Annotated in this window: 11 protein-coding genes; 5 read left to right on the top strand and 6 right to left on the bottom strand. The window is 46.8% G+C overall.

Annotated features, from left to right (window positions below; translation table 11 throughout):
• Positions 1 to 31 precede the first annotated feature (31 nt).
• The 5 genes from VC28_RS07905 (at position 32) to VC28_RS07885 (ending at position 6,090) form a co-directional block, all read left to right on the top strand.
• Positions 32 to 892, top strand: a complete 861-nt coding sequence (locus tag VC28_RS07905) for a rhomboid family intramembrane serine protease (protein WP_049630169.1) — start codon at positions 32 to 34, stop codon at positions 890 to 892.
• Positions 893 to 914: 22 nt separating this feature from the next.
• Positions 915 to 1,187, top strand: coding sequence for a YeaC family protein (locus tag VC28_RS07900; RefSeq protein ID WP_049630168.1), 273 nt, complete (start codon positions 915 to 917; stop codon positions 1,185 to 1,187).
• 31 nt (positions 1,188 to 1,218) lie between these two features.
• Positions 1,219 to 3,915: an aminopeptidase N gene (gene pepN, locus VC28_RS07895; protein ID WP_049630167.1), complete on the top strand. Its 2,697-nt coding sequence runs from the start codon at positions 1,219 to 1,221 to the stop codon at positions 3,913 to 3,915.
• A 233-nt stretch (positions 3,916 to 4,148) separates the two neighbouring features.
• Positions 4,149 to 5,282, top strand: a complete 1,134-nt coding sequence (locus VC28_RS07890; RefSeq protein WP_049630166.1) for a methyl-accepting chemotaxis protein — start codon at positions 4,149 to 4,151, stop codon at positions 5,280 to 5,282.
• A 4-nt stretch (positions 5,283 to 5,286) separates the two neighbouring features.
• Entirely contained in the window at positions 5,287 to 6,090 is an 804-nt protein-coding gene (locus VC28_RS07885) for a nitrate- and nitrite sensing domain-containing protein (RefSeq protein ID WP_049630165.1), read from the top strand.
• Here the strand turns inward: VC28_RS07885 and VC28_RS07880 are convergent.
• The 6 genes from VC28_RS07880 to VC28_RS07855 are packed head-to-tail and all read right to left on the bottom strand — an operon-like array spanning position 6,087 to position 13,473.
• On the bottom strand, positions 6,087 to 7,847 hold the full coding sequence (locus tag VC28_RS07880) for a BatD family protein (protein WP_049630164.1): 1,761 nt from the start codon (positions 7,845 to 7,847) through the stop codon (positions 6,087 to 6,089). The two genes, VC28_RS07885 and VC28_RS07880, sit on opposite strands and share 4 nt — an antisense overlap.
• 60 nt (positions 7,848 to 7,907) lie before the next feature.
• The gene (locus tag VC28_RS07875) at positions 7,908 to 9,890 is read right to left on the bottom strand and encodes a VWA domain-containing protein (RefSeq protein ID WP_049630163.1); all 1,983 of its coding nucleotides are present in this window, start codon (positions 9,888 to 9,890) and stop codon (positions 7,908 to 7,910) included.
• A gap of 1 nt (position 9,891) precedes the next feature.
• Positions 9,892 to 10,911 (bottom strand): vWA domain-containing protein, encoded by a 1,020-nt coding sequence (locus VC28_RS07870; protein ID WP_049630162.1) that lies wholly within the window; start codon positions 10,909 to 10,911, stop codon positions 9,892 to 9,894.
• The gene (locus VC28_RS07865; protein WP_049630161.1) at positions 10,904 to 11,455 is read right to left on the bottom strand and encodes a DUF4381 domain-containing protein; all 552 of its coding nucleotides are present in this window, start codon (positions 11,453 to 11,455) and stop codon (positions 10,904 to 10,906) included. The genes VC28_RS07870 and VC28_RS07865 overlap by 8 nt, the downstream gene beginning before the upstream one ends.
• A 57-nt stretch (positions 11,456 to 11,512) precedes the next feature.
• Positions 11,513 to 12,484 carry a DUF58 domain-containing protein gene (locus tag VC28_RS07860; protein ID WP_049630160.1) on the bottom strand — a complete coding sequence of 324 codons (972 nt, stop codon included), beginning with the start codon at positions 12,482 to 12,484 and terminating at the stop codon, positions 11,513 to 11,515.
• Positions 12,485 to 12,513: 29 nt separating this feature from the next.
• Positions 12,514 to 13,473, bottom strand: coding sequence for an AAA family ATPase (locus tag VC28_RS07855; RefSeq protein ID WP_049630159.1), 960 nt, complete (start codon positions 13,471 to 13,473; stop codon positions 12,514 to 12,516).
• Positions 13,474 to 13,537 lie beyond the last annotated feature (64 nt).

Raw genomic sequence — 13,537 nt, 5'->3', positions numbered from 1 at the left:
CAGTCTTTTCCCTTCCATCGGATACAGAGCATTGAACTGGATTACCGTAAAACATTTTCCCATCGAACAGGATTTAAGTGCGCTTAGCCACTATTTGCGTGAGCGGGGCTTGCAGCATCGCATTACCGAGGAGGACGGCCGGCAATGCCTGATGGTTTTGGATCCTGATGTTATCCCCGCCTTGCAAGAATTTCTCACCCGTTATGAACAAGGCGATATCGAGTTACAGTTGACTCACACATCAAGTTTTACAAACGCACCCTCTGGGCATCAGACACAAGGTTTTCCCAATCTGGTTCAGCAAGCGCTGCAGGTACCTGTCGTGACTTGCCTGATTTTATTGAGTGGGCTTGGTGCGCTTGTAGTCGGCACCCAATGGATGGCGTATTTTACGTTTCTGGGTGTTGTCGATAATCGCTTTATTCCATTAGCGAATACATTGGCCAGTGGGGAAGTTTGGCGTTTGGTAACACCGGCTTTTTTACATTCAGGCATTTTTCATGTGTTATTTAACTGTTTGTGGATGTGGGAGTTAGGGCGGCGTTTGGAATTTTTAACAGGACGTTGGCACTTCCTGTTATTTTTTATTATCACTGCTATTGCAGCGAATGCATCAGAATTTATATGGAGTGGGCACGCCAACTTCGGTGGAATGTCTGGTGTTGTTTACGCCTTGGTTGGATTTATTGCTGTGCGTCAACGCATTGCACCTCATCCATTGGTTGCTGTTCCTTCGGCGTTGATCGGTTTTATGCTGTTTTGGTTAGTGTTATGTATGACCGGCGTAGTCGATTATTTTATCGCAGGCTCTGTGGCCAATGCCGCGCATTTGGGTGGATTAATTGCTGGCGCTGTTTACGCGTTATTCACAAAACACCTGTACTTACGTTAATTGTTTTTAAATTGGAAAATGTATGGATTTGCAACAATTACTTTCCAGCCTTACGCCGGAAATTTATCAAAATTTAAAGCGCGCAGTAGAGCTGGGCAAATGGCCAGACGGTAACCGTTTATCAGCGGAGCAGCGTCAGTTGTGTATGCAAGCGGTGATTGCCTACGAGCATAAGAATTTACCACCAGACCAGCACACGGGTTACATTCCACCGGAGCCGCATACTTATTGTGGCGATGATGATCACGAACATGATCATGCGCACACCGACAAGCCCATTAAATGGGTTGAATAATTTTTCTATTTGAGTGAATCAGGAATTCGTTATGACTGCAGCAGAGCAAGGTTTTCCCGCCAAAGAACAAGCACCCAAAACGATTTATCTCAAAGACTACCAAGTGCCGCCTTATTTGATCAAAACGACTGATTTACGTTTTGAAATTTATGAGGGTGAAACGCTTGTCAGTGCTATGTTGCACTTATACCGCAACCCGGCTGCTGCCCCCGCATCGCAACTCACCTTACATGGTGCAGATTTGGAGCTTGTTTCTATTGCGCTTGATGGAAAAATTCTCGGTGCAGATGATTATGAATTCGGTGAAGAAAATCTGACGATTTTTAATACCCCTGCAGAATTCAAACTGCTGACCATCACAAAAATAAAACCGGAATCGAATACCTCGCTTGAAGGGCTTTATCGCTCACGCACAATGTACTGCACCCAGTGTGAAGCAGAGGGCTTCCGCAAAATAACCTATTACCTTGATCGCCCTGATGTGATGAGTGAGTTCACCACGACAGTGGTGGCCGATAAAAAATTTCCAGTGTTGTTATCAAATGGGAATTTGATTGACCAGGGTGATGCTGAAAACAATCGTCATTATGCTACCTGGCATGACCCGTTTAAAAAGCCCGCTTATCTATTTGCCTTGGTGGCAGGTGATCTCGCCCATATAGAAGATAGCTTCACCACCTGCTCCGGCCGCGACGTGACTTTGAAAATATTCGTTGAACCCAAGGATCTGGATAAATGTGATCATGCAATGACCTCACTGAAAAACTCCATGCGTTGGGATGAGGAAGTCTATGGTCGTGAATACGATTTAAATATTTTTATGATTGTTGCAGTTGATGATTTCAATATGGGCGCAATGGAAAACAAAGGCCTCAATATATTTAATACATCCTGTGTATTGGCAAAGCCTGAAACCACTACCGATGTTGGTTTTCAGCGCGTAGAAGGTGTTGTTGCCCACGAATATTTCCATAACTGGAGCGGCAACCGCGTGACTTGTCGCGATTGGTTCCAGTTGAGTTTAAAAGAAGGTTTTACGGTTTATCGCGATTCAGAATTTTCAGCAGATATGGGCTCGCGCACGGTAAAGCGCGTAGAAGATGTCACTTTGCTTCGCACACTTCAATTTGCAGAAGATGCAGGGCCAATGGCGCATCCGATCCGTCCGGAATCCTATATCGAAATATCCAATTTCTACACCATGACGGTATATGAGAAAGGTGCAGAAATTATTCGCATGCTGGCAACCTTGTTGGGCAAAGAACATTTCCGCAAAGGAACCGATTTGTATTTTGATCGCCATGATGGTCAAGCGGTTACCACAGAAGATTTTGTTGCAGCGCTGGCAGACGCATCGGGGCGCGATCTCACGTTATTCAAGCGTTGGTATTCACAAGCGGGTACGCCGCGTTTGCACATTACCGATCATTACGATGAAGATGCGCAAGAATATTCGCTCACGATCAAACAATCTTGCCCGCCTACGCCTGAATGTCAGGAAAAACTGCCGTTCCATATTCCGATTGCGATGGGCTTATTGGGCAGTGCAGGGGATTTGCCGCTCTATTTAAAAAATGCCGAACCTGATTTTGAAACGGGTGATAACACGCACAAGGTTCTTGAGTTAACCAGTGCCGAACAAACGTTTGTGTTTGAACGTGTACAAGAAAAACCGGTGCCGAGTTTGCTGCGCGGTTTTTCGGCACCGGTAAAAATGCATTATGACTACAGCATTGCCGATTTGATTGTATTGATGAGCCGCGATAGCGATGGTTTTAATCGTTGGGAAGCCAGCCAGCAATTGGGGCTACATGCTATTCATCAGGCCATGAAGGTGTACCAGCAAGGCGGCGATTTGAAAAATTGGGCACTAGAGCCAGATTTAATAGCGGCCTATCGCAGCATCTTGCAAGACGACAGTCTGGATAAAGCAATGGTGGCTTACATGCTCAGTTTGCCATCAGAAGCGTATTTGAGTGAATTGGCTGATCTGGTGGATGTTGAAGCTATTCACTACAGCCGTACAGCTGTGCGTATTGCACTTGCACATGCATTGCGCGACGAGTTGATGCGTGTGTATCAGGATTATGATCATCAACAACCCTACAGTGCGACCGCAGATGCCATTGCTGCGCGCAGCCTGAAAAATGTTGCGCTCGGATATTTAATGCTGCTTAACGACGATGCGTTAGTGCAAGCCTGTGAGCAGCAATATCGCACCAGTAACAATATGACGGATGTGATGGCAGCCTTGACGCAGTTGGTCAATAGCAGTTCACCGCTCGCGCAGCAATTGGCTGTTAAGGCATTGGATGACTTTTATCAGCGCTGGCAGCATGAATCACTGGTAGTGAACCAATGGTTAACTGTGCAGGCGAGTTGTGTGTTGCCGGGCACCTTGGCTACAGTAAAAAAATTGCAACAACACCCGGCATACGATGGAAAAAATCCTAATAAAATTCGCGCCCTGATCTCCAGTTTCTGCAATGGTAATCCTATTAACTTTCATGCAAATGCAGGCGTTGGCTATGAGTTTCTTGCGGATCAAATCATCGCGCTCAATAGCCAAAATCCGCAAATTGCATCGCGCTTGTTAACGCCTTTGACCAAATGGAAAAAATATAACGTACAACGACAATCCTTAATGAAGGCGCAGCTGGAGCGAATTATGGCAGTGTCGGATCTTTCCAAAGATGTGTATGAAGTGGTCAGTAAAAGTTTAGTGTAACGATCACTGTTTGTCGGACATAAAGCGGGCATCGCGCAAGTGATGCCCGCTTTTTTTTGCTTGCCTATGGCATGAATGTTGAAGAGACAGTGATAGCGATAACAACAAATGAACAATATCACGCTGTTGCGCACTGAATTGTTGCCTTGCACTAGCAATAAATATTTTTCCGCACCGATGTTGTGCGGGTTTCTTGTCCTGGTCTTTTGTTAGGTGCTGTTGGAGGTTTTGAAATGGTGCGTTTTTTGGGGCAGGCCGTTGCCTCAGTTAAACCCTGGGTATTATTGACTGCAATTTTTATCAATTTGTTATTGGTCGCTGTGGCGATTGTGTTCGCAATTGCCAGTGTTTGGTTGTTGATACCGGTTTTGTTAGTGGTTGTATTAATACTGGGGATAGTGGGGGGCGTTAACCGGGATCTGGAGGGAATAAAACACTATCTTGCTGCCGTTGATAAAGATGTTGTTGTGGATTGGAACCAGTTAGTCAGTGGGCCTTTGAACAGCCTTCATAACACGTTTATTGATGTCTTTAAAAACCGGCAGCGGCGCAATGCAGAATATAAAGATGCAGTAAAAGAAATGGGACACTCGTCTGCAGAATTAGCTGCTAATGCAAAAGAGGTTTCCAAAAGTGCGGCCTATCAATCCAACGCGACCACATCCAGTGCAGCTGCCATTACCGAAATTAGTCATAGTATCGACGATATCAGTAGCCGTATTGCCGGTGCGCGTGACGCTGCTACCAAAGCATGTGATTACAGTAAGCAAGGAGGCGTAGCGCTGGGTGAAGCGACACGTGAAGTCACTGATGTAGCGCGGCTCGCTCGGGAAACCGAATTGCGTATCAGCGAATTACACAGTTTGATGAATAAGGTAACGGCAATGTCACAGGTGATTGGCGATATTGCAGGGCAAACGAATTTGCTGGCGTTGAACGCGGCGATTGAAGCAGCACGCGCAGGTGATTATGGACGGGGCTTTGCTGTTGTTGCAGACGAAGTGAGAGCCTTGGCTGTTCGCAGTCAAGGCTCTGCCAGTGAAATCAGTTCCAACATTGCACATGTGCAGGAAAGTATGCAGCAGGTACTGGCTAGCGTGGCAAAAGTGGTAGAAAAAACCAATAGGTCTTTGATTGGGGTATCCAGTGCAGATGAATCGTTAACGTCAATATTGACAACAACGGATGATGTATTTGGTTTGATTGATGAAATTGCAGTTGCCGCAGAGCAACAGAGTATCGCCGCACGAGAAATATCAAAACATATAGAAACAGTTGCTGACCTTGCGAACCAGAATAGTTATCGCGCTGGCCAAGCCGCTGAAATTGCAGACCACTTGCATAGATTGACTCATCATTCGGAGTAGTATTATGGAAACTCCTGTTTCATTACTGGTTGTATTTTTGGTATTTCCTATAGGTTTTTTGCTGTTTTTAATTATTTCGCTCAGCTATAAAAAACGCCAGGCAAGCATATTATTTTTAAAAGGTATTGCTTACATAAAATTGCTGCGCAGTTTATTGACTTACATTCAGCAGCACCGCGGTTTGACAACGGGTTTTATCAATGGAAACCAGGCAGCGCAGCAGAATATTGCAGCTCTGGCGGTTCAAATCAAAAACGTTATTGCCGAGCTTGAAGCAACCGGTGGTTGGATGAAAGATAATGTCAAATGGTCCAGTTTGGTGGATCATTGGAGCCGTTTGTCATCCATTTATACGCAGGGTGATGCGGATAAAAACTTTAAACAACACAATATCCTGATCGCTAATTTATTGTATTTAATTGATGATGTGGCCGATGCACACCATCTTTCAAAAATAACGGGTGATGCAAGCGATACCGATTGGCGTTATTTATTATCGATTGCTGAATATATTGGACAGGCGCGTGCTTTGGGTACTGGCGTTGCGGCAAAAGGTGAGTGCTCCAGCGTGTTGCGCATCCAGCTCAACCATTTGCGCAATAAAATCGCATCCAGTGTTGATGCATCATGGCCAGATGCATCGCGTGTGGAAATCCAGCAACTATTGCGTTGTATAGAAACGCAATTGATTATTGAACGCCCCAGTATTCAGGCGGGCGATTATTTTCAACTGGCGACCCGTTGCATCGAACATGTGTTTGAGCAATTTGATCGCCAAATTGAGAGGTTACAATATTATCGCAATTAACTTTTATACAACGGCTGCAGAGGGCTGTTGTTTGAATGTTGATACGTTTTATTGCGGCGCAGGTTGGCTAGCGTTTGCAGTAATATCTCGCTGTTCGGTGTGGCATTGTTGCCACCAAAAATAGCTTCATCCAGCTTGCGCAGTTCTTCGCTGAATTCCGGGCTGTTTATTTGCGCTGCAATAATTTGTAAATTTGTTAGCGAAGGGTTTTTCCAATAAACCTGTGCCCAATCAATCAGGGCTTTACGTAGCTCTTTCCAATTGTTCTCCGCCAGTTGTCGTTTAACCTGATTCCATGCGGTATTTTCTGCTTGGGTACGTTGGCTTTTTTCATGCTCTTTTGCGGCATGAATACCGGCGAGTTTGCGTCTGGCGATAAAAAATTCCAATGCAAAATAGGCAGCAGCCAATAAGCTAACCAAATTGGTGATGTAGAGCCATATCGGTGTTTGCTGAACAATACGCGTTGATTGTTCTTTAAGGCCTGTTAGGTCAGTGTCAAGATCCACAGTTGCGGGAGCAGTTTCTTCATTTTCGTTTGTCGCCTGTTGGTTTTGTTCGGCGAGTTGTTGTGCGGACATATCACCCAAGCCGACACGCAATGTCACGGCAGGCAATGTTGCTGTGCGCAGGCTATTACTGTTGGTATCCCACCAGTTAACCTTCACCTCAGGTAAAGTGAAATCGCCGGCTTTGGTGGGCACTATGGCGATAGTTTCAATGCGTGATCCTGTTATGCCCTGATTATTTTTTTGGTCATCGTTTTGCGCTTGATCGTTATAAAATGTGAGCCCATTAACCGGCGGGATTTGCAATGGATTAATTTGGCCTGCGGTCAAACCATCTGCTTTGATTGTAATGCTGCGGGTAACTGGCTCACCAATTTTTAATGCGTCTATGCTTGTGCTCCAATGTTCACTCAGACTGACATTGGTGGCTGGCATCCAGTTGTTACCATTTGCGGCAGCGGGTGCTGGCAAAATGGTCAAGCGTTGTTCTTCGGTACGTAAACGCAAAATATTATTTTGGCTGTTGCCATAAAATCTGTCCCATAAATCGCGATGGCCTGCATCAATAGCAACTTGGTATAACATGCTGGGAATAATCAACTCGCCACTTTGTTGCGGGAATAACGCATAGCGGGTTTCAATGACTGCACCGGGTCGGCCATTAATTTTGGTTTGGTATTGCTTTTCATCCAGTTGCACCGCTAAAGCATCTTTCACTTGCAGTGGTGACAGTTCCATACCGCTGAGGCTGATAGTGGTAAACAAGCGCAGCGTTACAATGATTTGTTCCTGCACATAGCTGGTATCTTTGCTGGTTTCTATTTCAACGCTGACATTGTCATCGGTATTTTGTGGTGATTTACTTTTCCCTTCGATGGTTATCTCGATCGCATCGCTGACTGCGCCATCGATTGAAAATGAAGGAATCAACAGTTTGCCGATACGCTTGGGTGCAAGTGCAATTTTCCATTCGGTAGATGCTTCCATATTGCCGTTGATGATGCTCATTTGCGTACCGCTACGGGTATTTAAAATATCAAAATCCTTTTGCAGCAATTCATAATCAGGCGTTGCGTTGATTTGTTCGTCATAGCGCAGCGTCAAGGTAAAGGTTTCGGTAAGCGCGAGTGTGTCGCGGTCTACGCTGGCAGTAAGGTTGCCAGCATAAACATTCAGCCCCGTCACCATTAATAAAAAGCCTATGCAATGGCTGAGCAATTTCTGCAAAGTAAAAAATGCGTTTTTCATTGTGTATGTCCGTTGCAAATAAATGCGTCTCGATAATTGATCCCATACCGGGCAGGTTACCTACCAGCGATTTTCTGCCCCATTCGCGGGAGGTTCCCAATCACCATTGAGAATTTCGTAGTTGCGTCTGTCATGTTCGTAATTAAATTTGTTGCGTAGTAAGCCACCCGGATCATCTGGCACGCGCCGCAGCCATTGCTCCATCGCCTGACGCTCTTCATCAGTTAGGCCATCATCTTTGGGCTCGCCTGCTTGACGTTGCTCTTCAGCGGCTTGTTCTTCTTTTCGCTGTTCATCTTGTTCACGCTGTGCTGCGTCAGCAGCTTCTTTCTCTTGCTCGGATTTTTGTTCCTCTGACTGATTCATTGCAGACGAATTTTGCTGGTTATCGTCTTTTTTATCGTCAGAGCTATCCTTTTGTTCATCAGAACTATCTTTGGGTTCTGCATCGGACTGATTTTGATTGTCCGATGATTGTTGGTTTTGGTTGTCCTGATTTTTATTTTGGTCGTCGCTCTGCTGATCTTGATTTTGTTTATCCTGGTTTTGTTCATTTTGGTTTTGTTGGTCATTGTCCTTTTGATCCTGATTCTCCTGATCCTTGTTTTGCTGATCGTCATTTTGCTGGTTGTCGGAATCCTGATTTTGCTGTTGTTGCTCTTGCTGCTTAAGGGCATCTTCCACTAACTGGCGATTCTTTTTTGCATCTTCCAGCGCAGGATTTAACTTCAACGCCTCGTCATACGCTTTGATGGCATCTTGCAGCTGATTAGCTTTGGCTAAAGCATTGCCACGGTTGTAATGGCCTTCAGCGGTGTTGGATTGGGCGAAGCCTTTTGCAGCATCGCCGTAATTACCTGCGCGATATTGAGCGCTGGCTTTCCAATCGGGATGATCAAATTGCTGTGCTGCTTCGGCGGCTTGTTGTTGCTGGAGTTTTTCATAAGCTTGCTGATTTTTATTTTTCCATAAATCATCCCAACCGAATGCATAGCTTTTACTGGGTGCCAGTGCGGCCATGGGAATGATGAATAAACACAGCAATACGCCTTTGCGGAAGCAGTACAAAATAATTGGCAGTAATAAAATGACCAGCCAATGGCCGCGGTCATACCAACTGTCAAATTCGCGATCGACTCGTTGGGTTTCTTCTTTTTGTGGTGCAGGTAAATCCATCAGGTAATCAATATCGCTGCTGGTGTTACTCATGGTGCGGTAACGGCCGCGGGTTTTCTGCGCAAGCGATTGTAGATCACTGGCGTTTAATGCAGTGGTGACAATATTGCGTTTATTGTCGCGCACAAAACCACCATTTTCACTTGGGATAGGCGTAGGTGAAGTGCCGCCAATACCGAGAATAGAAAGCCGATATTGGCTTTCTCGATCCATCATTTCTTGCAGGTTGTACTGCGCATCTGAATCTATACCATCGGTAATCAACAACAAATCACCTTGGGTGATATTGGAATCTTTTAACAGTTTAATAGCACGGCTCACTGCCGCTTCAGTATTGCTACCGCGAGCGGGCATCACATTCGGGTCTAGCGCAGGAATAATATTGTTAATGGTTTCTGTGTCATCGGTAAGTGGCGTTACGACATGGGCATCGCCAGCATAAACGACGAGAGCGGTTTGGCCATCTTTGCGCAAACGCAATAGGTCAACCAGTTTTAAACGAGCGCGCACAAGGCGTGAGGGTTTTACATCTTCGCTCATCATAGAGGGTGAAAGGTCTAACATAATCACCAGCGCTTGTTGGTTTTGTTCAACAGCAACCGGACGTTTCTCCCAACAGGGGCCTGCGAGGGCGATACAGCTGATGACCCAGGCAATTAATAATGCAATCAGTTGCCAAGGCTTGATGCGAGTTGTCTGTCCATCGAGTAAATATTGCAATAATTCGGGTGCAACCATTTGCTGCCATTGGCGAGCGTTATGTTTTTGATACCACAACAGCAGCGCAATAATCATGACGGGCACTAATGCGGCTAACCACCAGGGGCGCAAAAAATGGAAGTGAGAAAGTAATAAATCGAATGACATTTTATTTCACCTCCGCTTTGAGAGTGGCTGATGAAATTGCGCGGCCTTGCCACACATGGCTGGCTGCCAATAGCAGGCTCAGTAAAAACGCGAATGCGAGTGGCCAATAAAATAATGTCTGCACCGGACGAAAAGTTTCCGTTTGTATTTCAATCGGCTCAAGGCGATCGAGTTCACGGTGAATGCTATCCAGTTCTTCCAGATTACGCGCACGGAAATATTTTCCACCGGTTTTCTCTGCAATCGCCATCATGGTGTTTTCATCTAAATCGCGAGAGGGGTTAATGGTGCGTGAGCCAAATAAACCCGGCACTTCCATTTCTTCTGCACCAAAGGCGATGGTGTAAATCGTAATGCCTGCTTTTTGGGCAAGCTCTGTTGCCCTGTCTGGTGAAAGGACACCGGCAGTATTGGCTCCGTCAGTTAACACCACTAGAACGCGGCTGGCATCCGGTCTGTCGCGCAGGCGTTTGACCGCGAGACCAATCGCATCGCCAATGGCGGTTTCCCGTCCGGCAAAACCGATTTGTGCCTCTTGTAATAATTGATTAACGGTTTGGCGATCATAGGTTAAGGGTGCCTGCAAATAAGCTTGCGCGCCGAATAAAATCAAACCCAAGCGATCACTGGTGCGACGCTGAACAAAATCGCCAATCACGTGTTTTACCGCCATCAGGCGATTAATACGGCGGCCACTCAGCACCATGTCGGTTTGTTCCATACTGCCGGAAATATCCACGGCCATTAACAAATCGCGTCCGCTGGACGGCATGCTGGTGGGCTCACCGACCCACTGCGGATTGGTAGCCGCTAATAAGCAACTTAACCACACAGCCCATAACACTATTAATAGTGCAGGGCGCTTGCCTGAACTAAAACGATTTTGCTGCTCCAGTTGGCTGGCGTCTTGATAAAAAGGAACACGCAGTGCTGCTTCAATTCTTTTCTTCGGTGCGATAAAACCCATCAGTAGCGGAAGTGGGGCAAGTAATAATAACCACGGCCATTGCATTTCAAACATGAGTGGCCTCCTGCGTAGTCATTTTTTTCAGTGGAAGTTTTTGTCGATGATTGCGGTGTAATGCAATCCACTTTGCGCTCAATTGTTGCAAGTCATCGACCGCGATCTGCGGATTTTTTTGATAAGGGCCAATTAATAATGCCTGGCCAATTTCGCCAGAAAAAGCGTTGTTGGTTTCAGGGCATACCGAATCCAACCAATGCAGCCAATCGGCTCCTTTGATACTGGCATTAAAACTGTGTGGATAGGATGTCAGTGCAGTACGGCGCAGCAGCAAGCTCAGCGCTTGTAAATACGCAGCGGTATTGTGCGTTTGTTGGTAATCCGCATAAATACCTGCGAGTTGATGTTGTGCAACCGCGCGATACACATTCTGCGCTTTACGTTTGCGCCACATAAAAAAGAGGGCGGCAACCAGTAATAGAAGAACGATCAAAATCCACCAGCCAGGTGCCAGTGGCCACCAGCTTACGCCATCGGGTAAATGGATATCGGCTAATTGATCCAGTGGGGATGCTGTCGGTTGCGTCGATTGTTGTGGCATTGACGGTTGCATAATCTACTTAATATTCGTGAATAGAATTAACTGTTGCGACCAGCGCTATTTTTTTCGCCCAAACGCTTTGCGTAAACCATCCTGGATATCGTCTTGCGTGGCGTAACTCAGCAGTGGAATACGCAGTCGTTTACACATTTGTGTGAGCATATGCAGGCGTTGGTCGAACTGGTTTTTATAAGCTTGTTGAAATGCTTTGTCGTGAGTTGCCAATTGCAAACGTTCACGCCCATCGCTGATGGTGAGCGGAGCATTACTGATAAGCTCGCGTTCAAGTTGGTCATAAAGATGAATCAGCATAACGTCGGTGTGACGCGCTAGTTCAAAGAGCTGTTGTTCAGCTTTGCTATCAAGATCGTGAAAGTCGCTGATGATAAACAGCGCGCATCCTGGCTTGGCGATGCGTCGTGCATCGGCCAACATATCATTGAGCGTATTGGCACGTTGTAATTGTCCGTTGGCGAGTGATTGCGGTGAAGGTGTTATTGGCGATGTTAAGCGGTGATTGTAATCCTGTAATTGATGCAGCAATTCCAATACCGCGTGTTTGCTGCGGCGCGGGCGTACATCGCGCTGGTCGTAATCGCCAAACACCAGTGCGCCCAAACGGTCGCCATTGGCAAGTGCTGCCCAGCCCAATAGTGCGGCGATATGTGCAGCAAGTACTGATTTAAAACAGCGTGTGCTGCCAAAAAATAACGGCGAGCGTTGGTCTACCAATATAAACACCGGGCGCTCGCGTTCCTCGCGAAAAATTTTGGTGTGTGCAACTTGCGTGCGCGCAGTGACTCGCCAATCAATCGAGCGGATGTCATCGCCGGGTTGATACAAACGTACTTCTTCAAAATCCATTCCACGTCCGCGAAAACGGGTGCGTTCACTACCGGATAACAAACTGCGCGCAGGTTGGTGTGCAAACAGTTTTAAATCTTGCGCTGAAAATCGGCAGCGCAATAATGCCGCGAGCTCGGTGTAAGCACCGCGCGGATTGAGATCGTGTTGCGATGTGTTGCTCATGGCCGCTTCCTGTTAGCTGAATGGGCTGCTTAGCTTAGGGGCACGGCGGCGAGCAATTTATCAATGGCACTGTTGGCGGTGGTGCCGGTAGCCTCTGCTTCAAAACTTAAAATCAAACGGTGGCGCAATACATCGTGCGCAACGGCTTGCACATCATCGGGGCTGACAAAATCGCGGCCATTTAACCAGGCATGTGCGCGGGCGCAGCGGTCAAGTGCGATAGTTGCGCGCGGGCTCGCGCCGTATTCAATCAACTCAGCTAACTCTTCTGAATATTCCGCCGGGCGACGTGTGGCATTAATCAAATGAACGATGTAGTCCTCAACGCTGTCTGCCATATGAATGGACAAAATTTCGTTGCGTGCAGCCTCGATGGTGGCCTGACTGATGATGTCTGGCTGCGCGGCTGTAACAGCGGCTGCTTCATTGCGCGCTAATTGCAAAATGCGGCGCTCGGCTTCAATGCTTGGGTAATCCACCACCACGTGCAACAAAAAGCGGTCGAGCTGTGCTTCCGGCAATGGATAAGTCCCTTCCTGCTCAATCGGGTTTTGTGTCGCCATCACCATAAACAAACCGGGTAGGGGGTACGTTTTACTGCCCACACTCACTTGCCGCTCGGCCATGGCTTCCAACAAGGCAGACTGCACTTTGGCGGGCGCGCGGTTGATTTCATCGGCCAATACCAGATTGTGGAAAATTGGCCCTGGCTGGAATTCAAAACGATTTTGTTCAGGACGATAAATATCAGTGCCGGTGACATCCGATGGCAATAAATCGGGTGTGAACTGGATGCGGTGAAAATTGCCTTCAATTGCTTGCGACAGGGTTTTGATGGCTTTGGTTTTGGCAAGGCCGGGCGCACCTTCTACCAGCAAATGGCCATCGGCAAGCAACGCGATCAGGAGTCGTTGGGTCAGATGCTCCTGACCGATGATTTGGTCGTTGAGCCAGGTATTAAGGGATTGGATTTGTTGGTAAGCCTGCATTGGAATTGAATACCTTTGTCTTTGTGATTAATGGTGAATTCATCGCTGCATACCCATCGGGGGT

It is taken from the genome of Cellvibrio sp. pealriver, assembly GCF_001183545.1.
GTDB lineage: Bacteria > Pseudomonadota > Gammaproteobacteria > Pseudomonadales > Cellvibrionaceae > Cellvibrio.
This window is presented reverse-complemented; position numbering and strand designations above follow the sequence as displayed.

Coding starts and splice junctions, on each gene's coding strand:
- VC28_RS07870 (WP_049630162.1), bottom strand. CDS start 10,911: ATGTTTGAAATGCAATGGCCGTGGTTATTATTACTTGCCCCACTTCCG.
- VC28_RS07900 (WP_049630168.1), top strand. CDS start 915: ATGGATTTGCAACAATTACTTTCCAGCCTTACGCCGGAAATTTATCAA.
- VC28_RS07890 (WP_049630166.1), top strand. CDS start 4,149: ATGGTGCGTTTTTTGGGGCAGGCCGTTGCCTCAGTTAAACCCTGGGTA.
- VC28_RS07880 (WP_049630164.1), bottom strand. CDS start 7,847: ATGAAAAACGCATTTTTTACTTTGCAGAAATTGCTCAGCCATTGCATA.
- VC28_RS07855 (WP_049630159.1), bottom strand. CDS start 13,473: ATGCAGGCTTACCAACAAATCCAATCCCTTAATACCTGGCTCAACGAC.
- VC28_RS07885 (WP_049630165.1), top strand. CDS start 5,287: ATGGAAACTCCTGTTTCATTACTGGTTGTATTTTTGGTATTTCCTATA.
- VC28_RS07860 (WP_049630160.1), bottom strand. CDS start 12,484: ATGAGCAACACATCGCAACACGATCTCAATCCGCGCGGTGCTTACACC.
- VC28_RS07865 (WP_049630161.1), bottom strand. CDS start 11,455: ATGCCACAACAATCGACGCAACCGACAGCATCCCCACTGGATCAATTA.
- pepN (WP_049630167.1), top strand. CDS start 1,219: ATGACTGCAGCAGAGCAAGGTTTTCCCGCCAAAGAACAAGCACCCAAA.
- VC28_RS07875 (WP_049630163.1), bottom strand. CDS start 9,890: ATGTCATTCGATTTATTACTTTCTCACTTCCATTTTTTGCGCCCCTGG.